This is a genomic window from Gammaproteobacteria bacterium, from assembly GCA_013697705.1.
Lineage (GTDB): Bacteria > Pseudomonadota > Gammaproteobacteria > UBA6002 > UBA6002 > UBA6002.
This window is the reverse complement of record JACCWJ010000025.1, coordinates 34415-58328: the sequence shown is the minus strand read 5'-3', so window position 1 is coordinate 58328 and position 23914 is coordinate 34415. Positions and strand designations below refer to the sequence as shown.

The following is a 23914-nucleotide window of genomic DNA, read 5'->3' as shown; positions in this document are numbered from 1 at the left end:
TTTTGGGGATTAAGATTACAGTAAATGGCGGGTTTGGCAACCTTTATGAGTTCACTAAGCGTTATAATTATCACTAAAAATGAAGCAGATAATATTCTCAGCTGTTTAGATTCAGTGAAATTTGCAAATGAAATTATAGTTCTAGACTCCGGGAGTACGGATGAAACCGTGAGCCTTTGTCAACAATACACCGACAATGTACACCAAGTTGATTGGCCAGGTTTTGGTATTCAAAAAAATAGAGCGTTGCAAAAATGTACCTCTGCGTGGGTATTAGCAATCGATGCCGATGAAATTGTAAGTAGTGCCTTGCGCCAAGAAATTACCACACTAATAAAAAATGAGTCGCTTCATTCTGCCTACCGCATTCCTAGAAAATCTAAATATTGCAATCAATTCATGGCTTTTGGTGATTGGAGAAAGGATAGCTGTGTGCGTCTTTTCAAAAAAGACAAAGCTATATTTAAAGAATTGCCGGTACACGAAGCGCTTATTGTTGATGGAACCGTTGGGAAGTTGCAAGGCCCCCTTTTACATAATTCATTCTCCAACTTTGAAGAAGTTCTCCATAAAATTAATGACTACTCTACCTTGAGTGCGACCTATAAATTTGCAGAAGGCAAAAGAAGCGGGCTTCTCAAAGCCATTGTGCGTGGCGGGTGGACGTTTTTTAGAGGTTATTTTTTAAGGCTAGGTTTTCTCGATGGCCGCAAAGGATTTATGTTGGCAATTTCCAATGCTGAAGGATGTTACTACCGTTATCTGAAGATAATGTTGTTACATGATGAGTTATCCTCGGCGGATAACAGCAAGAGCTCCTAAATAATCTTGCCACCCTACATGACTTTGAAATGCCATATTAGCGAGTGGGTTTCTTATTAAATAACGCAGAAAATTATTCAAATCTTTTCTATGTAATTTGGCAAATCTATTGCGGTTTTTCACTATTTTAATACGATCAAAGTCTAACAGTATCGGCTTATTGTTGTTGATCACCATGTTGCCGAAATGGAAATCACCATGATAGATTGAGTTAGCATGCATCGTTTTAATTAATTCCACTATTGCATCAATCGTTTCAGTCCAAGTTGTTTGACATCCAGACGCATCGTTGAAATATTGACAGCCACGCATACCTTCTTCATATCGACTAATAAAATAGGATTCGAATTTAAATATTCCCCATTTTTTCTGCATAACAGCCACCGGCTTAATAGTTAGCACATTTTTATTTTTCAAAAAATGAGCGTAGCAAAACGAACGATAACCATGACTTCGGCGAAACTGTATTTTTAACCCATGAAAAAAATTTTTAATGTTATAACGTTTTATGACATAGGAATCGTGGCCCATCTGCACAAGTGCCACAGTGGAAGTATCGCCACGGCTATTTTTAAAAAAAAGAGCCACCTTAGCCAGATCTAAATTTAGTTGAGGCAATACTATTTGTAACTGCTGTGTATAAAAATTTTGGTCACCCATAAATTCAGAATAGAAGTTTTTTTGGTACACATAATGTGAAGTATTGGCAATTATTTTTTTTACCCTGCCCCGCATGCTAACTAACATCCATTTCTCGTCTTAAGCCATCAAAAGCCTTCTTTACAGTATCAACACGCGTAAACATTTTCCATAGCTTTTCTTTTATGGGTCTTGGATTTAACCAGTTAGGCGATAATACTACTTTCCCGGGTGCCCAGGTTGGACGCCACTGTTTAGCCACCCCTTTTCGTAAAATAATAGACACGGTGGGGATACCTAGGTTTGATGCTAAATGACCTATACCTGAATCATTACCAATAAAATAACCAGACTCAAAAATAAACTTCGCCACTTCACTTAATGATTCAAAGGTAGGCAGATATATTCCTTCTTGTTCTAACCACAACCAATCACTTCTTTCTTTAGGTGAAACAATAAAATAATTTTCAAATCCTTCTTTCTGACATTGTTTTGCTAAATTCAAAAACTTTCTTGCTGGCCAATTTTTACGAAGCAAAGAACTGGTGGGATGGAATATTAAACGTGACGGATTCGCTCGGTGTATCAAATCGGGCAATGCTTGTATGTTATTAACACGTTGCAAATCTTTTAGGTTAAATTCTTCTCTACACAGCGTTACTTGAATATCAGTCATTGTCATATCAGCCAGATAATAGATCGAGTCTGACAAAGTGAGTGAACCGGGATGCCACTCAGATACCGACTTGGAAAGGGGGGATTCGTACATATGAAGTACATATTTATATTCTTGTAGTATCTGTTGTTGGTCCACTGAAATAAGCGGTGATATTTTAAATTGTGGGAACCAATCTCTGAGGGCATACGCATAATCCCCAAAGACTTCAATTGTATAGCCATTGCGCACAAAATTATTCGCGGTCACCAAACTCATCAAGGTATCGCCTAAGCAGAAAGAACATATGAAGGCTATCGATGCATTTTTATCAATCGAACCCTCAAATAATTTATCAACACGTTTTTTCTTCTTCATGTCGCTTCCTTTCGGTCGGCAGTCTTCATGGAATGGTCACGAAAAGTTTGCTTTAGTTTTTGGATATGGGTCTCGATGGCGAGGCCATTTCGCTCAGCGAAATGAGGAGTTATATTGTATTGCTTACTCGTCGCTTCCAAAATGGCATTGGCAATAGTTGCAGGGGTAATATCTGCCAAAATGATACCTTCATCTTCTGTTATAAGGTCTTTTGCGCCAACAAACTTCGAAATAATTACGGGAGTACCGCACTGTAATGATTCCGGAACGGCTAGACCAAATGGCTCATAGAGGGAGGGAAGTATTGTAACATCACACGCACTATAAAGTGACGCCATATCTTCGGCAAAGCCAACGTAGTTGATATTGGCGCAGGAATTTTTGTGTGGCTTATTCCCCGCAATGACAAGCTCAAATTCTGCTTCAGGGAGTTGTTTGAATGCAGCGATCAGTGAGAAAAATCCTTTTCGTCTATGCCCTGTAGAAGGAAATAAAATTATCTTTTTTTCTGGATGGATATTAAATTTTTTACGCAGCCGCTTTTTCTGGTCACGGAAGCCTTGATGGAATTTTTCAGTGTTGATTGGCGGATGAACCATCAAAATTTTGTATGCTGGAACGCTGTAAAGTTCAATCAATTCTTTTTTTAGTTGATCAGAATGGGCTAGAACTATTAATGAAGTAGCGTAACTTTTTTTTTCGCAGGCAATTTCTAATCTATCTGACAGAGTGATTTTTTTTTGAGTATTAAAAACAAATCCTTGATGAGTCCCCCCACACACTATTATTTCTTGATGGAACGATCGCATTAAACTCACTCTTAAATCATGAAATTGCATTCTTTTTTGTTTATGTATATGTGAACCAAACCAATATTTACGTAATGTTCGTGGCAACCAAAATAAATTAGTTTTCTTGACATTACAGATAGGTTCTTCTTGTATTTTATTACGCTTATAAACATAGATGGAAACTTGATCTTGTTGATCGTTAAAACCTTTTATTAAGTTTAAAAGATAAGTTTCCATCCCGCCTTTAAGCTTGAATTGATGGTGAATAATTGCTACTCGCATTTAATGCCCTTACCCTCATATTTGGCGGCCATAAAAATGGCTAAAAATGAAACATAACAAGCACCGGCTGGATTGACCAATAAAGAAGCATTACAAAAACCTAATAAAACAAATGCGAGCACTAGCCCTTGCATCAGAAATTTTTCTTCTTGTGGAAGTGAAAAACTGAAGCGAATTTGCAGGTAAATCCAGTATAAAAAAATGCTCAAACCCACCACTCCTAACTGGAATAATATTGAGATGTATTCATTATGGGGATGAGCCGGCCAGGTTTCATTGTTTATTTTAGGACCATTGAGAGTGCGATATATTTCCTCAAAACTCCCTGTACCAGATCCAATTAATAAATGATGCTTAATCACGCTAAAACTGTATTGGGCAAAAGAAAGCCTCAGTCCGATGGAGGTGTTTTGATTGCCTTTTTGATAATCCAGAATATTACTGACGACCTGATTTGTGCGATTGTTAAATTGATCCGAGCTTATATAGAGGCTAGCAAAAAACAAGGGCAGTAAAATAATAGCAGCCAACACTCCTTTCCAACGAAATCGTTGTAAGAAAAATAACGCAGCGAGTGCTAGGTATATTAAGTAACCAGTTCTTTCTTGATTAAGTATCAACACATCAATGCTGCAAATCAGAAAACATATTAGAAAAATTGCACGCCATCGTTTGTTGTCGACCGCTAAATTGACTAAGACGAAGGCGGTGAAAGAGACTACAAACCCAGCATCAATATCTTGTACAAAAAGCCAATGTTTACTGGTAGGAAATCCTAAATCGAGGAGATTGAAAAAGTGTAAATAAGTAAATATCTCACTGACCATGACACTAATAATTAAGCAATAAATAGCTTGAGTACGTGCCTTTTTTTGAATGAACAGAGGCAAAAAGAATAATAAATAAAAAATCTTTAGATATTTATCCCACGAGCGAAAGGCATAATTCCAACTCGCGTGACTGTAGGTTATCCCTAGAGTAAATAATAAAATTAACACTAAAGCGACGACGAAAACTTCTTTCTGCAACAGAACTTTCCAATCTTTATACCAAGAATTCGAAGCTAAAATAAGTAATATAGCTGCCCAAAAACACTTATTAAGAAGAGGCACACAAAGCATGAGAGCCATTAATCCAAATAAAATTACCACTCTCGAGAGAGTTGCAGTCTTTGGCACTTCTAAACTAGTAGTAGGATGGATTAAAATAGACACTCTAATTCTCCAGGTATTGAGTTACCCCAATATTTGCTTTTATTACGTTGTCCGTGAGACGTTGTTCACAGCGAATTAAATTTTCTGCTGCGTGAGCGCGACCCTGCTCTTTGTGCCAAAGATGCACTACCGGTACTGCAAAGCGCCCGTCTTTTCGCCCTACTCCAGATTTAATTAATCGAATCACTAAATCGGAATCTTCGTAGCCCCAGCCTTGATATGATTCGTCAAAACCATTTACAGTTAAAAAATCTTTTCGCCACACCCCTAGATTACATGTTTTAGCACCCTGCCATTTTTTCGCTTGAAATTTACGGGGAAGCAAAGGGAAAAATAACAATGGTTGTAGCCGATTGCAATACTGATCTTTCCAGAGTAGAAACCATTGATACAGCGAGGTTGGCAAAGCTAGATTATCATTTAACAGATAACGATGAGTGAATTGTTCACTTAAAAGGGTACGATTACCCGCTACAAACCAATTTTGTTCGGCTAACAGGCGGTGTCTTTGGATAAAATTATGTAATGGTATGCAGTCACCGTCTATGAAAACGAGATAGTCTCCCCTTGCCTTAGAAACAGCTTTATTCCGTATCTTAGCTGCTTGGAATCCTGTATCCGGCTGCCAGATGTGTTCAATATGGATAGGATGGTCACGCTTGGCTTCGTCTACGCAACGCGCAGTTTCGTTTGAGGAACCATCATCTGCAACGATTATTTCAAACTGAGCATCAGTTTGCTCCTTCAATGCGCATAGCACCTTGTCTAATGCACTGGGCCAATTATAGGTAGTAATAATGACTGATGTGAAAACCGATTTTTTCAATCGTGAATAACCTTTGTTAGTTGATTCCATACCATTTCCGGGGGAATTGAAGCAAAACAAGCTGGAGCGACAGATGACACCTCTTTAAACTTACATCGCTCACTCCAGCAGGGCGAGCATTTGAAATTAACCGTGAGGTGTTTTTGATTAGCACCTAGTGCTCCTGTTTCTTTGGGGTCTGTAGGACCATATATTGATACCGTAGGCACATTCAATGCCGCCGCTAAATGACCCAGTCCGGTATCCACACTGACCGTCCCTGCAGCTGAAAGAAGGATACCCGCAATCTCTGTGAGAGAGGATTTCTCGAGTACTCTCACGTTATTAGAGGCTTTAGCAATACGTTGTGCGCGCTCTTGTTCCTTAATATTCCCCCAGGGCAATAATACTTCATAATTTTTGTCGTTTGCTATTTTGGCTAATGCGATCCAATAGCTCTCCGGCCATTCTTTGGTTTCCCAAGTGGTGCCATGAATAAACAATAAATACCGCGCATTCTTGGTTGAATAGTTAGTCTTTATTTTTATTCCATAATCGGGAGAGGAGTCAACTAATGGATAATCTAATGCCTGGCTAAAAATTTGCCTCATGCGCGTAATGGCATGCTGTGAAGCATCTACATGGAGTCTTTTTTGATATGCAAGACTTGCTAAAGGTTCCCAAGCTGATTTCCGATCCAGGCCACAACGCAGTCCACGCGAAAATCGGGTAATTAATGCGCTTTTGATAAGGCCTTGAGCATCTATGACCCTATCATACTGTCGTTCACGTAATTGTTTGAAAAAAAGTGCTACTTCACCGTTATGAATCATGTGCAATTTTTGTTTTTTGAATCTGCGTAATGGAACCTGAATAATATTTTCAACTAAGGGATGCCATTTTGGAATTTCGACAAAAGCTTCTTCAACGACCCAATCGAAAGTGATGTCTTTAAGTGACCTAGCCGCATCCGTCAACGCGGGTAGTGTATGAATAATATCGCCCATCGACGAAGTTTTAACTATCAATATGCGAGTCATATGCAACTAAGCTTTTGAGGTTAGAAAGTACTAATTCAGGCGATATTTTTTTCATACAATCAAAATGTCCCAAGGGACATGTTCGTTTAAAACAAGGGCTACATCCTAATTCTAAATTAATTACTTTTACGTGTTTTGAAAGCGGAGGAGTGAATCTAGGAGAGGAAGAACCATACAAGACAATTAAAGGGAGATCCAGAGCAGCTGCGATATGCATCAAACCTGAGTCATTAGTAATAGCAGCTTGCGCTATAGACATCAAATCTACTGCTTCAATTAAAGTGGTTTTTCCTGTGAGATCGACACATTTGCCTTGGGTAGCTTGCATGATGGACTGAGCCAGTGGGGATTCCTTTTTTGAACCAAAAATCCATACTTGCCAGCCGCAAGAAATCATTTCATTTGCCACTTGTGAGAACGACTCTATTGGCCAACGCTTGGCTGGACCGTATTCGGCCCCCGGTGAAAGCGCTAAAACAGGCGAACTCGTAGACAATTGTAAAGATTCTACTAAGTCCTTTTGTCGCTGTTCATTAACTTCCAATTTTGGGTAGTAATCGTCGAGGGACAAAGTAAATTTTTCTTTTTTATTATAGGCAAGCGAAGAAAACTGTTGAATCAATAGCGGTGGTTTATCCCTATTGAGTCGAACATCATTGATTAACGGGGTACGCCACTCTCCCAACCACCCTGTTCGAAGCGGAATTTGAGCCCAGAACGGTATTAAAGCTGCTTTGAAAGAACCTGGCAGTATAATTGCTTGATCATAATTTTTATTGCGAAGGGTACGGGCAAACTTATACCGTTTGAAGAGATGCAGTTCTCCATGACCAAACGGAAAAAGAATACTTTCACGCACTTCCGGCATACGCTGGACTAAGGGCACCGTCCAGGAAGGGGCTAAAACATCAATCGAAATATGGGGATAGCGATACTTTAATACTTTGAAGAGAGTTTGAGCCATTACCATATCCCCTATCCAGGCCGGTCCAATAATGAGGATCGCTTTAGGAGATAAGGAGGAATTTTCTTCCTTTTGCAAAAAACTAAGCTTCGACCATTTTTCTACGTTTTTCATAATCTTTTAAAAAATATTCTGTGCTGCAGTAAGGACAAACTGCGTGACCGGTTTCGGCAATAGGTAAAAATACTCTAGGATGCGCGTCCCAAAGACGCATACTTGGCATGGGGCAAGACAGAGGTAAATCGTTTTGCGTTACTTCATAGTGAACAGCTGTACATGCTTGTTTTTTATTACAGGCCATAAATTGCTCCTAGAACAATAAACTTGGGATCCTGCTAAACGTTACCAAAGCTAGTGGTGCTTCGCAAGCAAACTCTCCACTCTGATACTTTGAAACAACTGTCCCCCCACAACCCAGGGCGTGAGAGGACGGCTGTTAATAAATGAATTCAAGAATTAGCAAAGGTTGAGATTACCCAATTCTGAAGGTAAAACCTGCTCCATAAAAATCTGCATCTTCTAAATCATCTGTACCAAAGGTTCGAAAATAGCCAATTTCGCCAGAGACTCGAGAATTAAATCCATAACTCACCCCTAGACCTAGCATTGGCCGCAGATGATCATCGGCTTCGTTGATTTTTATGGTTACATTGCGAGAAACCACTTCGGCGTCATCTCTTTGCACAAAGGCCATACCGGCTGTAGCATAAACGCTTAGATTGCAGGAGATAGGTAAGGAAAATTTACCTAAAAAATCTAAAGATTCTTGGCTAAAGTTGCTTTTGACATTACCTAAGTATGAAAACTCTGGATTGGAGTACTTTGTGTAGCCCATTTCTAGCGCAAGATTTTGATTTATATTAAAACCTGCGAGAAGACGCCCTGCAAAGCCCCTATCATCAACGGCTATAGCATCTTGGCTTAATTCAGACCGATCATAGTGAAGATCGCACCCCCCGAGCTGAGCTCCGACATAAAAGGGGCGGCCATTAGAGAAAGCAGCTTGGCTGATCAGAAGAGCAAGAATACTCGTTAATAAAAATTTTTTCTTCATAGAAACCTCTTATTATTTGTTTTTCCTAACTCCTGTAAGCGCGGTCCGTGATGACGAACTGGAGTGTACTGACTAAAAACATGACTGACAATAAAAATTACTATGGCTATTTTTCATCCATTATTAATTGTTTTTAGTCATTGTTAAATAGGAGGGGGAGTTATCCTCGCTCTGAGTTGCGACAAGCAAAGCCTTTGTTTTTTTAGGGTTTGGTGAAGAGGCTGTCACTACAGGTTTAACACTAAGCAGTAACGATGCAGAACTTCTACCTTTGTTAGACCTGTTGTTAAATGGAGAATTTTGCGGACTGGCAGCAGCAAGCTCATGCTTCATCAAAGCTTCCACTAAGATTTTAATCGTCTCTTCCATCGTTTTTTGGTGGCTATTAATCTCTGAAATAGTCTCTGTCAGGCGATTTGAGAAATGTTTTAGCGCTTTTTCTATTACCTCATTAAGAAGGTGCTCTTCTTGTGATGCTTGCAGTTTTTTTTCTAAAATTTTGTCAGCTGGACTTATTTTTAATTGCTCGGCATACTGGATGTTGCCTTCCTTAATAAGTTTTTTTAAAGTCTCTATTTTTTCTTGATTAATTTCAGAGAGGGCATTCATTTGGGAGGGATCAATAGTGCGTAAAATATTTTCTACCAACTCTATTACCTCAGCTATCGGCGAAGGGGGCTCCAAGCTTCTAAGAAACTCAACTTTTACTGATTGACGTTGTTCTTTAATAACCTTCTTCGCATTTGCTTCTAATAACTCATTTAAACACATATCCAAGCATGAAACTTTATTTAATCCGAGAGGTTTTACTTGATCCAGAATTCGAGAGTACTCACCTCCAAAACCATAATGAAAAATATATAATCCCGCTGAAAATAATCTTTTGACCTCCAAACAATGCAAATAAAGCTGATGCTCGGATTCCAATCCGGCAGTGAAATTATCATATGCAAGCCGAAGTATTTTAATAGAAAAATTAATATCTTCTTGATATAACAAGGGTGAGTTTTTCTTATATAAAGATTGGTTTTCAACAATAAATTTACTAAGTTGTGTCAGAAAAACTTTGTTCTGCACCTTCGCGACAGGCAGAGGATCCATCGATCTGGTGATCTTAATTTGGTGCATCTTTCCTTTCTTTACGTCGGTATCACTTAACAAGTGTTGAAAATAGTCACTTACTTCATTAGGCATGAATGTCTACTCCTCTCTCATTCAAAGATTGATTCACCTCTGTAAGTCCACTATTTTCCATTTCCTTTGACATAGTTTCTTTACATACTTTTGCAAGAAGCTCGAAGTAAGCTTGTTTGAAAATTTTGAAATAATCATTAGCATTTACACCTGAATGATTTTTAATCACTTCAATAAAATTTAAATATCCTGCTAATGAAACTTTACTTGTTGCCACCAAGTCTTCTGGTTTAGTCACGCTAAATTCTGATACTTTACTCGCCCAAAAAGCCTCAAGATTTTGCTTCATTTGGGGATTGAATGTTCTCATTAAATTTAAAGCATTTTTAATATCAGCACCCATCGTAGGACTATAAGCTGGTGTTTTTTCAAAACTAATAACACTCGCCATTAACTCTTCTACATCACTTCTTAAACTTGATGATGCGGGCAGGTTGTGACTAAAATCTTTAAGCTCAGCCACTAATTTTTTTAAGATAGCTAACGCTGTGAGTTGAAGTGAACCAAAATCTTGCCGCGGCGATATTTTTACTTGATCAAGAAAACTACGATGATTTGGATCCGATTCATAATTCCTTACAATCTCTTTTTCTTCGGCGGATAATTTTTGATTGACATAATGATACCAAAATTTATTAAAATCATTCATCACGAGTTTATATGCGCTATCGCTATCACCGATGTCACATAAAGCTTCGAGCGCAACTTTTTCTTGTGCCGAATCAGATAAAAAATATTTATAATAGTGAACTATTTTGAATTGAATTATAGCATAATTTTCGTGACAGCTTGAAATTTGCCGAAAATAGAATAGAGCATTTTCTAGATATGATTTGGCCTCTGCATCCAAATTGAAATTATAAGAAGAAGGAGTTTTTAAAAAAAGCTTCTCATAATACTTTGCCAACTTTAATGATAATTGTTCATACAGAGCTAGCTGTGCTTGAGATAGGGTATTATTATTTTTTTTTGCAGTCACTTCTTTAAATATTTCTTCTATCAGAGAGATTTTCTTAATATCTTCATTAAACATATCTTCATTAAACCAAATCATTGCTTGTTGCAACTTGGTTTCGGTATTACGCTTATTTTTATCTAAGGGAGGGGGAACATGCGCACTAAAAGTAGTATTTAGAACATGCATCGGTTTTTTGAGAATAGGGGAATTATTATTTGCCATAATTCCTGAATAAGAGGTTTGAGCCTGGCCTTTAACCTTTGCATTCGTTATCCCAGACTCTTTATCTTTAGTAGTGATCCACTCGACTAATGCCAATGCTTTCTTTTTGAAAAACCATACTGTATTTAGTTTCGTCACTATTTTACGCAACCGATTCTCAAAGGTTTGAATGCTTTGCGCTGATTGTTGCACATATTGGTCAGCAAGAACCTTTTGTGGCAAAATAGAGATGTATTGATCGTCAAATCCTTTACTGTATATATAACTCAAAATTTTACTGGCCCAAACACCTTTAGGGGATTTTTTGTCCAACGCTGCTTTAGTTAAGGTGCTTAAAGCACATTGTTTTTGCTGCGCATCGCCTTCTATAAATTGTTTGTATAAGCTAAATGCTTCGGCCCGTGGAGTTAATAAAGTGGTGAGCTCTTGCTCATAACGTGGGATAGGACTAAACCAATGGTAGAATTGATTATTAATAAAAACCAACGCTGATTTTAACCAGGAAATAATTTTGAGGCTTTTTATCCACTGTGAAAGCACGACAGTCCTTTTATCATGTGAGTGGCAAAAATATGAATAATGCAGCTAGATAATGATTAGCTTATTTTACACAAGCATGTACCTCTTGTAAAATAAAGGGTTTGTAACAATCTGCAGCGCCTTCTTTACTTAAACTTCACTCAACAGGTGATTGTCTGCCAACCAGCGTTGAACAATTAAGTCCGCATTTTCAGGAAATTGATGCAGCAAAACCTCAGATACTCTCTGCACATTCTGTAATAAATGTTGATCTCGTGTTAAATCTGCAATTTTAAATTGAATCAACCCAGTTTGGCGGGTTCCTAATACTTCGCCAGGCCCCCGAAGCTCCAGATCTTTCTGCGCAATAATAAACCCATCACTATAACTACGCAGTACTGATAACCGCTCACTGGCAAGACGAGACAACGGCGGTTGATACAGCAAAACACAATGACTTTCAATAGAGCCCCTTCCAACACGCCCCCTCAATTGGTGAAGTTGCGCAAGACCTAGGCGCTCTGCATTTTCGATAACCATTAAACTTGCGTTAGGTACATCTACTCCTACTTCTATTACGGTAGTTGCCACCAATAGATCAATCGTCCTATTGTTAAAGGCAAACATAATCTGCTCTTTTTCCTTTGACTTCATTCGCCCATGAACCAGCCCAATTCGAAGTTCGGGCAAGCAAGCAGTTAATTCTTTTGTGATTTCTTCAGCCGCTTGGCATTCTAGAATTTCTGATTCCTCAATCAATGTACAAACCCAATAGGCTTGAGCCCCAGCGAGACAATTATCCTTTATTCTATGAATGAGCTCTTGACGTTTGGAATTTGGTAATACGACTGTTTTAATAGGCGTTCTTCCTGGAGGTAACTCATCAATTGTAGAGCAGTCTAGGTCGGCATACGCTGTCATAGCCAAGGTTCGGGGAATAGGTGTCGCAGACATAATCAACTGATGAGGATGATAATCCCCCCACATTCCCTTATTTAAAAGCGCTAAACGCTGATGCACACCAAATCGGTGCTGCTCATCAATAATGATGAGCCCCAAGTTCTTAAAAAGGATTTCTTTTTGAAATAATGCATGCGTGCCAATCACTATTTGTAGTTGACCGCCCAGTAAATTTTCCGCGATTTCATCCCTTTTTTTCCCTTTAATTGCGCTGGTCAACCAGGCAACATTAATTTCAAGAGGATTGAACCACGATAAAAAATTCTTGTAATGCTGTTCAGCTAATAATTCAGTAGGGGCCATTATCGCGACTTGAAAACCAGCGCTAATTAAATATAACGCCCCCGCTGCAGCGACTACCGTTTTACCTGATCCTACGTCTCCTTGCACTAAACGCAACATGGGTGAACCACTTTGCAGATCTTGAACTATTTCGTGGATGACTCTTTTTTGAGCATGGGTTAACTGGAAAGGTAGTTGCATCAAAAATTGGTCGGGCAAGGTAGATTGCGTAGTAATTTTCGGTGCCTGTAAGCTTCGCGTGCGCATTCTAATTCTGGCTAAACTTAATTGATGCGCTAGAAGCTCTTCAAAAACCAACCTTTGCTGGGCGGGATGCAAACCTTGATGCAGCGTTTCTTGAGGGGTATCCGAAGGCGGTCTATGTATTGTGTGAACCGCTTTAGTTAATCCAGGCAATGCTAACTCTTCCAAAATAGCCACTGGAAGATGCTCACTCAATTCTCCACCCTTCTCAAGCAACAACAATGCTTGATCTGTCAAACGACGCAAGCTGTATTGATGAAGGCCTTCAGTTGTTGGATAAATTGCAGTAAGAGTATTACTAGTAGTAAGCGGTTGATCTTCTTTTACAAAATAATATTCAGGATGAATCATTTCATAGCCCTGCGCGTTCCATTTTACTTCGCCATAACAATGAACACGCTGACCTGGTCTATTTATCAAATTATATTGGGCTGTATTAAAATGAAAAAACCGTAATAAAAGATAGGCTGATTCTTCCTCTATTCTTACTACCAGGCTTTTTCGCCGCCCCTCTTTAATGACCACATGAGCTATTGTTCCTTCCACTTGAACATGATCACCGGGCTTTAAATGAGCAAGAGGTTTAAAGTGGGTCCTATCTTCGTATCGAAGTGGTAAATGAAAAAGTAAATCTTGAACCGTAACAATGCCGAGACGTTTTAAATGCTCAGCAATTTTAGGCCCGACCCCTTTGAGTTCAATACAATGAAGGCTATTTAGAGAAGGCCGATCTTGATTAATCACTCAAAACCATTATGGCGTCAACTTCTACCTGTGATTGCTTTGGTAATGCAGCCACACCAATTAATACTCGCGCAGGGTAAGGTTCCTCAAAATACTCTGACATAATTTCATTAACACTTTGGAAATGAGTGATATCAGTAAGATAAATAGTTAGGCGAACTATTTCACTTAAATTACCTCCAGCAGCTTCTGTAATTTGCGAGAGGTTTTCAAAAACTTGTTTAATTTGATCGCGGATATCAGTGGAAATAAGCTCCATTGTCTCCGTAACCAAAGGAATTTGGCCAGAAATATAAACTGTGTTGCCTGCTTTAACTGCCTGGGAATAAGTCCCTATAACTTTAGGCGCAAGATGTGTCCGTATAATTTGCTTCATTTAATTCTCCACAAAAAGATCTAAGGTGATTTCCCTCTCCGAATATGCACTACCTGTTTTACCTTTCTGAGTAAACGTATCACATGTGCAAGATGGACTCGATTTTGAACCATTAATTTAAAAGTAACAAGATAGTGATGACCATCTCGTTCCGTAATTCTTATGTCATCAATATTTGCTTCTGCATCTGAAATTGACATCGCCATCGCCGCTAATGAACCTCGTTTATTATGGACTTCAACTTCTACAATTACGGGAAATTCACTCTTAATCTCAGCAGACCATCGGACCAGCATGCATTTTTCAGGTTGGCTTCTCAAATTAGCAATACGCTTACATTGTTCTGTATGGACAATAATTCCTTTACCCGCCTGGAATAAACCGACGATAGGATCGCCGGGTATTGGAAGACAACAGGTTGCAAAGTTCATAACCATGCCTTCCGTTCCCTTAATAAATAAAGGCTTAGCCGGCAGTGCCTCAGTAAACGTACTACCTTCGGTATGATTAGAAATAGATCCCGCTAATCGATGTGCTACCAGCAAGGGAACACGATTGCCTAATCCCAATTCTTCTAGTAAATCATCTACAGAAGTTAATGCGGTTTCGTTTAAGAAAGTCATCCAAATTTCGTTTGGTATTTTTTTGATGGATAATGACATCCCTGCCAACGCTTTATTTAATAACTGCTTTCCAAGGGCCATAGATTCAACGCGTTGTTGAATTTTCAAAAAATGTCTAATACTACTTCTGGCTTTTCCCGTTACGACAAAATCTATCCAGGCTGGATTGGGCCTAGCATTATGTGAGGTGATGATTTCTACCGTTTGACCATTGGAAAGAAGCGTTGAAAGAGGCGCTAATTGGCGATCAATTTTGGCTGCAACACAGGAATTTCCAATGTCAGTATGCACTGTATAGGCATAATCCACGGGGGTGGATCCGTTAGGAAGCTCCATGATATCGCCGTGTGGAGTAAAAACGTAAACTTCATCCGGGAATAGATCCACTTTTACATTTTCAATAAATTCTAAAGAGGAACCTGTGCTTTGTTGCATTTCAAGAAGGTTTTTAACCCATTTCTGCGCTCTTGCCTGCGTATTACTGAAATATTTTTCGCCCGTTTTATATAGCCAATGCGCAGCAATACCAAAATTAGCCATCTCATCCATTTCTTGTGTGCGTATTTGAATTTCAATTGGCACACCATAGGGTCCAAATAAAGTAGTATGAAGAGATTGATAATAATTTGCTTTGGGAATAGCAATATAATCCTTAAAGCGTTCTGTTAAAGGCTTATAAAGACCGTGGACGACACCCAACACTCTGTAACTATTATCAATACTATCGACAATGATACGAAAGGCATATACATCCATAATCTCATTGAAAGAAAGATGTTTATTGCGCATTTTTTTATAAATGCTGTAGAGATGTTTTTCCCGGCCGATGACTTCACAATAGGGAAGATGATGTATGCCTATTTCGTTTTTAAGCGATTCGAAAATAACGCTTAAAATTTCTTTACGATTCCCGCGGGCTTTTCGTACTGCTTCTTTTAAAACCGCATGCCGGTGGGGGTATAAGGCCTCAAAACCGAGCTCTTCGAGTTCCACATAAAAGCTATGCATACCCAAACGATTTGCAATGGGAGCAAAAATATCCAGTGTCTCTTGAGCAATACGTCTTCTTTTAGTAGCCCGTAAAGGTTCTAAGGTACGCATATTATGGAGACGATCGGCCAGTTTAACGATGATGACACGGATGTCTTTTGCCATCGCTAGGACCATCTTACGAAAATTCTCAGCTTGGGCTTCTGCCCGACTTCTAAATTCAATTTGAGTAAGCTTACTCACTCCATCTACTAATTCAGCGACTTGCTGACCAAATTCTTCAGCCAAAGTTGCTTTGTCGATTTCTGTATCTTCGATAACATCATGTAACAAAGCAGCCATAATGCTTTGTTTATCCATTTTAATATCGGCTAATATACAAGCCACAGAGACCGGATGGGTGATATAGGGATCGCCAGTAAAACGTTTCTGGCCTTCATGCGCCATTGCTGCTGTTAGATAGGCGTGATAAATCTCTTCGATTTGCTTCTCAGAGAGATAATTTAACTTGCGACGTAATTTTTTAAAAAGCCGCACGATTCCTCCGCCTTGGATGGGGTACCCTAGCTAGCCTCTAAAGCTTAAGGTATAGAAAGCAAGATTTCGAGGCTTTAAGAAGTGAGAATTACTTATCGAACTCTTCTAGTATTTCTTTCGTAATCTTACCCTTGGCAATCTCTCGCAGCGCAACCACGGTAGCCTTATCATTTTCCCAGGCAACGGTAGCGTCAGCGCCACCAATTTCTAATTCTCGAGCCCGCTTGGCAGCTACAATAACAAGTTCAAAACGATTATGGATAGTTTTCAAACAATCTTCGACGGTAATACGAGCCATTCCAATTCACCCCAAATAAATGATCCAAAGAGATCTATTTTACTGATTTTGTGCGAGATCTTCCAGTAGTTTGCTATGTCTTTTCAGTTGCATACCACTTTCCAGACGTTTCGACTTGATTATGGCTCTTAAATCAGACAATGCATGATCAAAATCACCATTAATTACAAGATAATCAAATTCTTTGCAATGGGAGATTTCCGTACTTGCGGCTGAAAGACGTTGCTCAATAATATCCAGTGAGTCCTGCCGACGATTAAGTAACCTTTCTCTCAAAATTTGGATAGAAGGCGGTAAAATAAAAATAGAGGTGCTATAGGGGAACTGTTTACGTATTTGTGATGCCCCTTGCCAATCAATTTCCAATATCACATCAATCCCTTGCTCCAGTGTTTCCTCCACCCAACTTTTTGAAGTTCCATAATAATGACCAAACACTTCAGCATGTTCTAGAAACTCATTCATCCCAATCATATTGAGAAATTGTTGCTTTGAAACGAAGAAATAATGATCACCATTATTTTCTCCTTCACGAGCGGGACGGGTAGTATGAGAAATGGAGACCTGGATTCTTTTTAATGTCTCCGTCAAACCTTTCACCAAACTGGTTTTGCCCGAGCCTGAAGCGGCTGCTATGGTAAATAAAGATCCGATATAGGGTCTAATAGTTTTTTTATTCAATATTTTGCACCTGTTCGCGAATTTGTTCGATAAGGACCTTCATTTCTACGGCGGCATGGGTTACCTGGGGCTCAACTGATTTTGAAGCAAGTGTATTTGCTTCCCGGTTAAGCTCTTGCATCATGAAGTCCAAGCGTCTGCCTGCAGAATCCCCTTTTTCCAAAGTACGTTGAACCTCATTTATATGGGATAACGTACGCTCAATTTCTTCTGTCACATCCATTTTTTGCACAAAGTAAATCATTTCCTGCTCTAATCGTTGTTGATCTAAAGCAACCTTGGCTTCTTCCAACCGGTAGATTATTTTCTCGCGTTGACGCTCTATTATCTTAGGTAAATAACTTTTTATTTCAGTCACTTGCTTGATAATTTCAGTCAACTTTGCCTGAATACCTAGGGTTAATGTCGCGCCCTCTCTTTTGCGACCCTCTTTTAAGTCTTGAGCCGCCTCCCTGAATAAATTCAAGAGGTCATCTCTGACTAATCCTAAATCAAAACTTTCCTCTTCTACTACTCCATTCCAAGATAAAAGGTCTATTAAATTTAATGAGATTATTTTTTCAGGCAAATCAGCTTTTATATCATTCGCTAAAATTATTAATTGATGTAATAAACCCCGATTAACGGATAAGGTAGCGCCTAAATTGGATCCAGGCATAAAACGAAGGGTACATTCGATTTTTCCACGCTGAAAATACTCCTGCGCTATCTCCCTTATGTGTTGTTCTAAGTCACGGAGCGTGTCAGGTAAGCGGATATTGAAATCCAGATAGCGATGGTTAATTGATCGAATTTCCCAGGAGGCCACACCCCACTCTTTTTTTGTTTGACTACGCCCAAAAGCGGTCATGCTGTAAATCATAATTATCCTTAGACATTTTGGTAATCATACTTGTTAGCTTCTCTTATTTAAAGGGTCTTTATCACGGAACCACGGTGTGATGAATTCTACCCAGGAAAAAGGCGCAATTTACTATGTTTGCCTTATTTTTTTGTTATACTCAATCCTTTTTTCCCTAAATTATCCCTCATCCCAACACTTTGGAGAGAACTATAGATGCGTCCAAGTCAGAGAGCAGCCACAGAATTAAGAACAATTAAATTCACTCGAAACTTCACTAAACATGCAGAAGGATCTGTGTTGGTTGAATTTGGAAATACGCAGGTAATTTGCACCGCCACCGTTGCTTCCGGCATTCCACGATTTTTAAAAGATACCGGACAAGGATGGATTACAGCTGAATACGGAATGCTACCGAGGGCCACGCATCAAAGAGTGGACCGTGAAGCAACAAGAGGGAAACAGGGCGGAAGAACTATCGAAATACAACGCTTAATTGGACGGTCCTTGCGTGCGGCTATAGATTTAAAAGCACTGGGGGATTACACCATAACCATCGATTGTGATGTGATACAAGCGGATGGCGGCACACGAACGGCTGCTATTTCTGGATCTTGCGTAGCCTTAGTGGACGCGATACAACATTTGCAAACTAAAAAAATTATCACTTCAAAACCGGTTAAAAGCTTAGTCGCAGCAATTTCTGTTGGGATTTACCAAAATGAAGGCGTTCTTGATTTAGATTATGCTGAAGACTCAAAAGCAGAAACAGATATGAATGTCGTCATGACCGAACAAGGTGAATTTATTGAAATTCAGGGCACAGCAGAAGGCCGCCCCTTTAAAGATGATGAGTTAGAAGTTTTATTAAGTTTAGCCAGAAACGGCATAGCCGAAATTATTCAGAAACAAAAGGAAGCGCTGGGATTATAGCAGGAGATTACCCTATGGATTGGAATTCAAAAATAGCCGGTTACCATGATATTGCTGATGAAAGCCCTTGGACTCTGCAAGATTTAAAACTACTGCTTTCTGTAATTGATTTAACCAATTTAAATCTTCAGGAGACAGAAGAATCAATAGCAAAATTATGTCAAAAAGCGGATTCTTCATTAGGATGTGTAGCGGCTATTTGCGTTTATCCAAAGTTTGTACCCCTCGTTGCTGAACTTGCACCTAAAATTAATATTGCTGCGGTTGCAAATTTCCCCACGGGTGATGAGAAACTGTCTGATGTTTTAAAGCAAATCCAAAATGCTATTGAATCAGGCGCTAAAGAAATTGATGTTGTTTTTCCATTTTCTACTTATTTTAAAGACGGTAAGACAGACGCTTTAGAGTTTGTAAAACAATGTAAAAAAACCTGTGGTAAAAAATTACTTAAGGTCATTTTAGAAATCAGCGAATTTGCTAGCAGCGACCAAATCTATACAGTTAGCAATGAAGTGATTGATTGCGGCGCCAATTTCTTGAAGACCTCTACAGGAAAAAGTAAGCATGGGGCGACGTTAGAAAGCGCCTCTGTTATGCTTCTTGCCATTCATTCGCAAGAAAAAAGAGCTGCTGGTTTTAAAGCTTCAGGAGGTATAAAAGAAATAAAACAAGCTTTAGCCTATGTAAAACTCGCAAAAAAAATAATGGGAGATGAGTGGCTTGATCCAACGCATTTTCGAATTGGGGCCAGTCATCTCATCGATAATATTTTTATCAGTGCGTCTGACCTTGAAAATTAGAGCTCGAAATCATAATCAATAATGAGCGGGGCATGATCAGAAAATTTTTGATCGCGATAAATTGAAACTGATTTAACCTTGTCCTGTAAACTTGGACTTATTATTTGGTAATCAATTCGCCAACCCACATTATTTTGCCAGGCGTTAGCAAAGTTTGACCACCATGTATATTGATGGGGTTCTTGATTAATGACTCTAAAAGCATCAATCATGCCTACCTCATCAAACAAAGTATCAAGCCATGCTCGTTCCTGAGGTAAAAATCCCGAGTGTTTTTGATTTGGACGCCAATTTTTTAAATCTATTTGTTTATGGGCAATGTTCCAGTCTCCACAAATAATATAGTGGCGAGATTCCTGACGAATCCGTTTTAACACTTCAAGATAACGATCTAAGAAAGCATACTTTACAGTCTGTCTTTCTTCACCACTCGTGCCAGAGGGCATATATAAAGAGGCGAGACTGAGCTCTCCAAAATCTGCTTGTATGTAACGTCCCTCGCGGTCTGGACAATCCCAGCCTAAACCTCTAATAAGATTATCTGGTTCTTTCTTACAGTAAATTCCCACTCCGCTGTAACCTTTCTTTTCTGCATCGGCAAAATGGCAGCTGTAAGGCAAGGGGCAATATAGAGAATGATCTAAATGCTCCATTTGTGCCTTTGTTTCTTGGACACAAATGATGTCGGCATTTTGAGTAACTACCCAATCGAAAAATCCTTTCTTTGCTGCGGAGCGAATACCATTAAAATTTATTGTAATAACTCGCATTTTACAAATCCATTGGAGAGCTAAGAGTTTAAAAAGGAATAACTAACGCCGGATTGACCGCTAATAGATAATCTTTAAATGCATTTTGGATTACTTTTAAATTTTTTTCGCTATCGGCCTCAAACCTCAATACCAAATTGGGCGTAGTATTCGAAGGTCGAATTAATCCGAATCCGTAACTGAAATCAACGCGTAGCCCATCAATACTGTTAATAGTAGCATCGGGAAATAATGCAACCTTTGCTAATTTCTCCATAAAAGAAAACTTTTCATTTTCACTAATGGGGATTTGTAATTCAGGAGTATTGACGCTGTTTGGTAATGCCGCGAAAAATGTAGCGACATCTTCTGGAGCTTGGGAAATTATTTCTAGCAAGCGGGCGCCACTATATAGTGCATCATCAAACCCATACCATCTATCTTTGAAGAATATATGGCCGCTCATTTCCCCCCCCAATGCTCCTTCCACTTCTTTCATTTTATTTTTGATGTAAGAATGTCCTGTCTTCCACATTAAGGGAATACCTGCTTTTTCAGAGATCACTTGGCTCAGAAACTTTGAGCATTTAACATCAAATAGAATAGTTGCACCTTTACATCGCTCTAATATTTCGATTGCAAAACACATCATCTGTCTATCAGGCCAAATAATTTCGCCTTTATTAGTAATGACACCTAATCTATCGCCATCACCATCAAAGGCTAACCCAATATCTGCCTGCTCTTCTTTTACTTTATTAATAAGGTCAACTAGATTTTTTTCTTGGCTTGGATCAGGATGATGATTTGGAAAATCGCCATCAATCTCACAAAATAACTCGCTTACTTGACAACCCATTTGACGAAACAAATCAGGTGCAATTTTCCCGGTAATACCATTGCCTGCATCAATGACTATCTTTAATGGTTTACTGAGATGGACATCACTTACAATCCGCGAAATATAAGCCTGATTTATGTTTACATTGGTTAGCTGACCCTGACCGATGGCAAAGTCATCTTGCAGTGCGCGGTGGTATAATTTTTTAATTCCTTCATCTGCCAGGGTCTTTCCGGCAATGACGACTTTTAGGCCATTATAATTAGCAGGATTATGACTACCCGTTACCATGATTCCTGAAGTGCTCAACAAAAAATGAGTGGCAAAATAGAGTAGCGGTGTAGGAACGCGGCCAATGTCTATGACATCTATTCCACTTTCTAAAAGACCAGCGATAACGGCTTGGCCGAACAAAGGGCTAGTCAATCTGCCATCTCGACCAACAACAATACTATTTTGTCCTTGCTCACGTGCTTCCGCTGCGATGGATTTGGCAATCGTGAACACAACATCTGCTGTGAGAGTTTCATTCACTACCCCACGAATATCATAAGCTCTAAAAATAACTTCCGGTAAGTCGTGAGTAGTTTTAAAAAGATTCATCCTACCTACCTTCAATGTTTGCCCGTGCTTCCAAAGCCGCCTTCCCCGCGCGCACTTTCTCCAAACTGGGCGACAATCTCAAATTGTGCTCTTAAAACAGGCACGACCACCAGCTGAGCAATTCTTTCTCCCGGAGTAATGGTGTAGCTGTTTTGGCCTCGGTTCCAACATGAAACCATTATGGGACCCTGGTAATCGGAATCAATCAGTCCGACTAAATTACCTAACACAATTCCATGTTTATGTCCTAATCCTGAGCGAGGAAGAATGGTCGCCGCTAGAGTATGATCCTTAATATGGATAGCAATTCCAGTAGGAATTAGCTTAACCTCAGTAGGCTCAACTACCAGAGGTTCATCGAGACAAGCCCGAAGATCGAGCCCCGCTGAACCCATTGTTTCGTATTGTGGCAAGGGGAATTCTTTACCCAATCTCTCATCCAGCACTTTTAGTTCAATTCTTACTGACATTTTCATTAATCTCGAAAATAAAGTGGGCATTTTAACATACAAATACTAAATGGCATCCCCTTGTAAGCGCTAAACAGATTTTATCGGTATTGCCACAAGGCTGCTAACGAAGAAAAATAGATAACAACTTACTAATGAACGGGAATGATAAAAATGCCCATAACTGACTGGCCCTTACTAGAGCGCCCAAGAGAAAAACTCCTACGCATGGGGGCCTCAACCCTTTCCAAGGCAGAATTAATTGCTATTTTTTTGCAAACAGGCGCGAAAGGGAAAACAGCAATTGATTTGGCAAGAGAATTACTACGGGAATTCCATACTCTGACGAATCTTTTAACAGCAAGCGAACATCAGTTTGGCGCAATTCGTGGACTCGGCAAGGCTAAATTCAGCATGCTTCAAGCGGCCCTAGAATTAGGCAGGCGTTATTTTGAAGAGGAGATTCAAGATAATAAACCCCTTACTTGTGCAGCCGAGGCTAAAAACTATTTGATTGCTAAAATGTCAGGCTACAAACAAGAAGTGTTTGCCTGCATTTTCTTAACTACCAAACACGCCATTATCCATTATAAGGAATTATTTTATGGCACAATTAACTGCGCCCCCGTTTTCCCGAGAATAATTGCCCAAAAAGCACTCGAATATAATGCAGGAGCCATAATTTTAGCGCATAATCACCCTTCAGGTAATACGGAACCCAGCCAAAATGATATCAGCGCCACCCAAGATCTAATCCCCGTACTGCGCTGCTTAGATATTCGGGTGCTTGATCATATCATTGTGGCTAATAAGGAATGCAGATCTTTGGCTGAAGAAGGACATCTATAAACCCTGCTAGGCACGCCCCTTTTCCATTGTTATGCCGTAAAATATGAAAGAAAACTTGCAATTTCCTGGTGGTTTTGATATAAACTCACGTTCTTTGTTCTGGAGAATTTTCAAATGGCTAAAGTATGCATTATTACGGGTAAAAGACCTATGAGTGGGAATAATGTTTCTCACGCGAACAATAAAACCAAACGTCGGTTCTTACCTAACTTACAGTCACATCGTTTCTATGTGCCAAGTTTGGATAAATTTATTCGATTACGCGTCACCACTAAGGCTATGCGTATTATCGATAAAAAGGGTATTGAGTATTTTCTTCTACATAATGAAACACAATCCTAAAGGGTAGGAACATGGCTGCTAAAGGTAAAGGTCGCGAAAAATTTAAATTAGTATCTACTGCCACTCTCGAAAGCGGTGAGCCCAGTAAACATTTCTATACAATTACTGCCCGAAAAGGCGCAGAAAAACTCAAGATCAAGAAATACGATCCTAGAGTTAGAAAACATGTTGTATATCAGCAAGAAAAAATGAAGTAATTTTTTTGCCCAATAAAA

26 protein-coding genes are annotated in these 23914 nt (G+C 39.3%); 6 read left to right on the top strand and 20 right to left on the bottom strand.

Annotated elements, in window-relative coordinates:
• Window positions 1-45 precede the first annotated feature (45 nt).
• On the top strand, window positions 46-822 hold the full coding sequence (locus H0U71_05645) for a glycosyltransferase family 2 protein (GenBank protein MBA2654531.1): 777 nt from the start codon (window positions 46-48) through the stop codon (window positions 820-822).
• Here H0U71_05645 and H0U71_05640 read toward each other — a convergent pair.
• From H0U71_05640 to H0U71_05560, 17 genes are all read right to left on the bottom strand, one after another.
• Window positions 790-1569: a hypothetical protein gene (locus H0U71_05640; GenBank protein MBA2654530.1), complete on the bottom strand. Its 780-nt coding sequence runs from the start codon at window positions 1567-1569 to the stop codon at window positions 790-792. The genes H0U71_05645 and H0U71_05640 overlap by 33 nt on opposite strands.
• Entirely contained in the window at window positions 1559-2494 is a 936-nt protein-coding gene (locus H0U71_05635; protein ID MBA2654529.1) for a hypothetical protein, read from the bottom strand. The genes H0U71_05640 and H0U71_05635 overlap by 11 nt, the downstream gene beginning before the upstream one ends.
• Window positions 2491-3567 carry a glycosyltransferase family 4 protein gene (locus tag H0U71_05630; protein MBA2654528.1) on the bottom strand — a complete coding sequence of 359 codons (1077 nt, stop codon included), beginning with the start codon at window positions 3565-3567 and terminating at the stop codon, window positions 2491-2493. Before H0U71_05630 ends, H0U71_05635 begins: the two co-directional genes overlap by 4 nt.
• Window positions 3558-4781, bottom strand: a complete 1224-nt coding sequence (locus H0U71_05625; protein ID MBA2654527.1) for an O-antigen ligase family protein — start codon at window positions 4779-4781, stop codon at window positions 3558-3560. Before H0U71_05625 ends, H0U71_05630 begins: the two co-directional genes overlap by 10 nt.
• 1 nt (window position 4782) lies before the next feature.
• Window positions 4783-5637: a glycosyltransferase family 2 protein gene (locus H0U71_05620; protein MBA2654526.1), complete on the bottom strand. Its 855-nt coding sequence runs from the start codon at window positions 5635-5637 to the stop codon at window positions 4783-4785.
• A complete protein-coding gene (gene waaC / locus H0U71_05615; protein ID MBA2654525.1) occupies window positions 5604-6626 on the bottom strand; it encodes a lipopolysaccharide heptosyltransferase I in 1023 nt (340 codons plus the stop codon). The genes H0U71_05620 and waaC overlap by 34 nt, the downstream gene beginning before the upstream one ends.
• Entirely contained in the window at window positions 6604-7704 is a 1101-nt protein-coding gene (waaF, locus tag H0U71_05610; protein MBA2654524.1) for a lipopolysaccharide heptosyltransferase II, read from the bottom strand. The genes waaC and waaF overlap by 23 nt, the downstream gene beginning before the upstream one ends.
• The gene (locus H0U71_05605) at window positions 7673-7891 is read right to left on the bottom strand and encodes a zinc-finger domain-containing protein (protein MBA2654523.1); all 219 of its coding nucleotides are present in this window, start codon (window positions 7889-7891) and stop codon (window positions 7673-7675) included. The genes waaF and H0U71_05605 overlap by 32 nt, the downstream gene beginning before the upstream one ends.
• 171 nt (window positions 7892-8062) lie before the next feature.
• Complete coding sequence (locus tag H0U71_05600) at window positions 8063-8644, bottom strand: outer membrane beta-barrel protein (GenBank protein MBA2654522.1); 582 nt, start codon at window positions 8642-8644, stop codon at window positions 8063-8065.
• 123 nt (window positions 8645-8767) lie between these two features.
• Window positions 8768-9838, bottom strand: coding sequence for a hypothetical protein (locus H0U71_05595; protein ID MBA2654521.1), 1071 nt, complete (start codon window positions 9836-9838; stop codon window positions 8768-8770).
• Entirely contained in the window at window positions 9831-11558 is a 1728-nt protein-coding gene (locus tag H0U71_05590) for a hypothetical protein (protein ID MBA2654520.1), read from the bottom strand. The genes H0U71_05595 and H0U71_05590 overlap by 8 nt, the downstream gene beginning before the upstream one ends.
• A 129-nt stretch (window positions 11559-11687) precedes the next feature.
• Window positions 11688-13784: an ATP-dependent DNA helicase RecG gene (gene recG, locus H0U71_05585; protein ID MBA2654519.1), complete on the bottom strand. Its 2097-nt coding sequence runs from the start codon at window positions 13782-13784 to the stop codon at window positions 11688-11690.
• On the bottom strand, window positions 13780-14163 hold the full coding sequence (locus H0U71_05580) for a RidA family protein (protein MBA2654518.1): 384 nt from the start codon (window positions 14161-14163) through the stop codon (window positions 13780-13782). Before H0U71_05580 ends, recG begins: the two co-directional genes overlap by 5 nt.
• Window positions 14164-14183: 20 nt before the next feature.
• On the bottom strand, window positions 14184-16313 hold the full coding sequence (gene spoT, locus H0U71_05575) for a bifunctional GTP diphosphokinase/guanosine-3',5'-bis pyrophosphate 3'-pyrophosphohydrolase (GenBank protein MBA2654517.1): 2130 nt from the start codon (window positions 16311-16313) through the stop codon (window positions 14184-14186).
• Between the two features lie 88 nt (window positions 16314-16401).
• Window positions 16402-16611: a DNA-directed RNA polymerase subunit omega gene (gene rpoZ / locus H0U71_05570; GenBank protein ID MBA2654516.1), complete on the bottom strand. Its 210-nt coding sequence runs from the start codon at window positions 16609-16611 to the stop codon at window positions 16402-16404.
• A gap of 39 nt (window positions 16612-16650) precedes the next feature.
• Window positions 16651-17265 carry a guanylate kinase gene (gene gmk / locus H0U71_05565; protein MBA2654515.1) on the bottom strand — a complete coding sequence of 205 codons (615 nt, stop codon included), beginning with the start codon at window positions 17263-17265 and terminating at the stop codon, window positions 16651-16653.
• A gap of 19 nt (window positions 17266-17284) precedes the next feature.
• On the bottom strand, window positions 17285-18154 hold the full coding sequence (locus tag H0U71_05560) for a YicC family protein (GenBank protein MBA2654514.1): 870 nt from the start codon (window positions 18152-18154) through the stop codon (window positions 17285-17287).
• Between the two features lie 195 nt (window positions 18155-18349).
• On the opposite strand from H0U71_05560, the gene rph reads away from it, so the two are divergent.
• Both rph and deoC read left to right on the top strand, forming a co-directional pair.
• Complete coding sequence (gene rph, locus H0U71_05555; protein MBA2654513.1) at window positions 18350-19066, top strand: ribonuclease PH; 717 nt, start codon at window positions 18350-18352, stop codon at window positions 19064-19066.
• Window positions 19067-19080: 14 nt separating this feature from the next.
• Window positions 19081-19866 (top strand): deoxyribose-phosphate aldolase, encoded by a 786-nt coding sequence (deoC, locus tag H0U71_05550; protein ID MBA2654512.1) that lies wholly within the window; start codon window positions 19081-19083, stop codon window positions 19864-19866.
• Here the strand turns inward: deoC and xth are convergent.
• Genes xth through dut form a run of 3 tightly spaced genes read right to left on the bottom strand, consistent with a single transcriptional unit; the run spans window position 19863 to window position 22529 of the window.
• Window positions 19863-20636 (bottom strand): exodeoxyribonuclease III, encoded by a 774-nt coding sequence (gene xth / locus H0U71_05545; GenBank protein ID MBA2654511.1) that lies wholly within the window; start codon window positions 20634-20636, stop codon window positions 19863-19865. The genes deoC and xth overlap by 4 nt on opposite strands.
• A gap of 28 nt (window positions 20637-20664) precedes the next feature.
• Window positions 20665-22059 (bottom strand): phosphomannomutase/phosphoglucomutase, encoded by a 1395-nt coding sequence (locus H0U71_05540; protein ID MBA2654510.1) that lies wholly within the window; start codon window positions 22057-22059, stop codon window positions 20665-20667.
• Window positions 22060-22070: 11 nt separating this feature from the next.
• Complete coding sequence (gene dut / locus H0U71_05535; GenBank protein MBA2654509.1) at window positions 22071-22529, bottom strand: dUTP diphosphatase; 459 nt, start codon at window positions 22527-22529, stop codon at window positions 22071-22073.
• 153 nt (window positions 22530-22682) lie between these two features.
• On the opposite strand from dut, the gene radC reads away from it, so the two are divergent.
• The 3 genes from radC to rpmG all read left to right on the top strand — a co-directional run bounded on the left by radC (window position 22683) and on the right by rpmG (window position 23896).
• Window positions 22683-23357, top strand: coding sequence for a DNA repair protein RadC (gene radC / locus H0U71_05530; protein ID MBA2654508.1), 675 nt, complete (start codon window positions 22683-22685; stop codon window positions 23355-23357).
• Between the two features lie 114 nt (window positions 23358-23471).
• Window positions 23472-23699, top strand: a complete 228-nt coding sequence (gene rpmB / locus H0U71_05525; protein ID MBA2654507.1) for a 50S ribosomal protein L28 — start codon at window positions 23472-23474, stop codon at window positions 23697-23699.
• Window positions 23700-23710: 11 nt separating this feature from the next.
• Window positions 23711-23896, top strand: coding sequence for a 50S ribosomal protein L33 (gene rpmG, locus H0U71_05520; GenBank protein MBA2654506.1), 186 nt, complete (start codon window positions 23711-23713; stop codon window positions 23894-23896).
• Window positions 23897-23914: the final 18 nt, after the last annotated feature.

What these genes read in the sequence shown, in the direction of transcription:
- H0U71_05560 (MBA2654514.1), bottom strand. Translation starts at nt 18,154, where the DNA reads ATGATTTACAGCATGACCGCTTTTGGGCGTAGTCAAACAAAAAAAGAG.
- dut (MBA2654509.1), bottom strand. Translation starts at nt 22,529, where the DNA reads ATGTCAGTAAGAATTGAACTAAAAGTGCTGGATGAGAGATTGGGTAAA.
- rph (MBA2654513.1), top strand. Translation starts at nt 18,350, where the DNA reads ATGCGTCCAAGTCAGAGAGCAGCCACAGAATTAAGAACAATTAAATTC.
- H0U71_05580 (MBA2654518.1), bottom strand. Translation starts at nt 14,163, where the DNA reads ATGAAGCAAATTATACGGACACATCTTGCGCCTAAAGTTATAGGGACT.
- radC (MBA2654508.1), top strand. Translation starts at nt 22,683, where the DNA reads ATGCCCATAACTGACTGGCCCTTACTAGAGCGCCCAAGAGAAAAACTC.
- H0U71_05540 (MBA2654510.1), bottom strand. Translation starts at nt 22,059, where the DNA reads ATGAATCTTTTTAAAACTACTCACGACTTACCGGAAGTTATTTTTAGA.
- waaF (MBA2654524.1), bottom strand. Translation starts at nt 7,704, where the DNA reads ATGAAAAACGTAGAAAAATGGTCGAAGCTTAGTTTTTTGCAAAAGGAA.
- waaC (MBA2654525.1), bottom strand. Translation starts at nt 6,626, where the DNA reads ATGACTCGCATATTGATAGTTAAAACTTCGTCGATGGGCGATATTATT.
- rpmG (MBA2654506.1), top strand. Translation starts at nt 23,711, where the DNA reads ATGGCTGCTAAAGGTAAAGGTCGCGAAAAATTTAAATTAGTATCTACT.
- H0U71_05640 (MBA2654530.1), bottom strand. Translation starts at nt 1,569, where the DNA reads ATGTTAGTTAGCATGCGGGGCAGGGTAAAAAAAATAATTGCCAATACT.
- H0U71_05595 (MBA2654521.1), bottom strand. Translation starts at nt 9,838, where the DNA reads ATGCCTAATGAAGTAAGTGACTATTTTCAACACTTGTTAAGTGATACC.
- H0U71_05620 (MBA2654526.1), bottom strand. Translation starts at nt 5,637, where the DNA reads ATGGAATCAACTAACAAAGGTTATTCACGATTGAAAAAATCGGTTTTC.
- rpoZ (MBA2654516.1), bottom strand. Translation starts at nt 16,611, where the DNA reads ATGGCTCGTATTACCGTCGAAGATTGTTTGAAAACTATCCATAATCGT.
- H0U71_05630 (MBA2654528.1), bottom strand. Translation starts at nt 3,567, where the DNA reads ATGCGAGTAGCAATTATTCACCATCAATTCAAGCTTAAAGGCGGGATG.
- xth (MBA2654511.1), bottom strand. Translation starts at nt 20,636, where the DNA reads ATGCGAGTTATTACAATAAATTTTAATGGTATTCGCTCCGCAGCAAAG.
- rpmB (MBA2654507.1), top strand. Translation starts at nt 23,472, where the DNA reads ATGGCTAAAGTATGCATTATTACGGGTAAAAGACCTATGAGTGGGAAT.
- H0U71_05635 (MBA2654529.1), bottom strand. Translation starts at nt 2,494, where the DNA reads ATGAAGAAGAAAAAACGTGTTGATAAATTATTTGAGGGTTCGATTGAT.
- H0U71_05645 (MBA2654531.1), top strand. Translation starts at nt 46, where the DNA reads ATGAGTTCACTAAGCGTTATAATTATCACTAAAAATGAAGCAGATAAT.
- H0U71_05600 (MBA2654522.1), bottom strand. Translation starts at nt 8,644, where the DNA reads ATGAAGAAAAAATTTTTATTAACGAGTATTCTTGCTCTTCTGATCAGC.
- H0U71_05605 (MBA2654523.1), bottom strand. Translation starts at nt 7,891, where the DNA reads ATGGCCTGTAATAAAAAACAAGCATGTACAGCTGTTCACTATGAAGTA.
- deoC (MBA2654512.1), top strand. Translation starts at nt 19,081, where the DNA reads ATGGATTGGAATTCAAAAATAGCCGGTTACCATGATATTGCTGATGAA.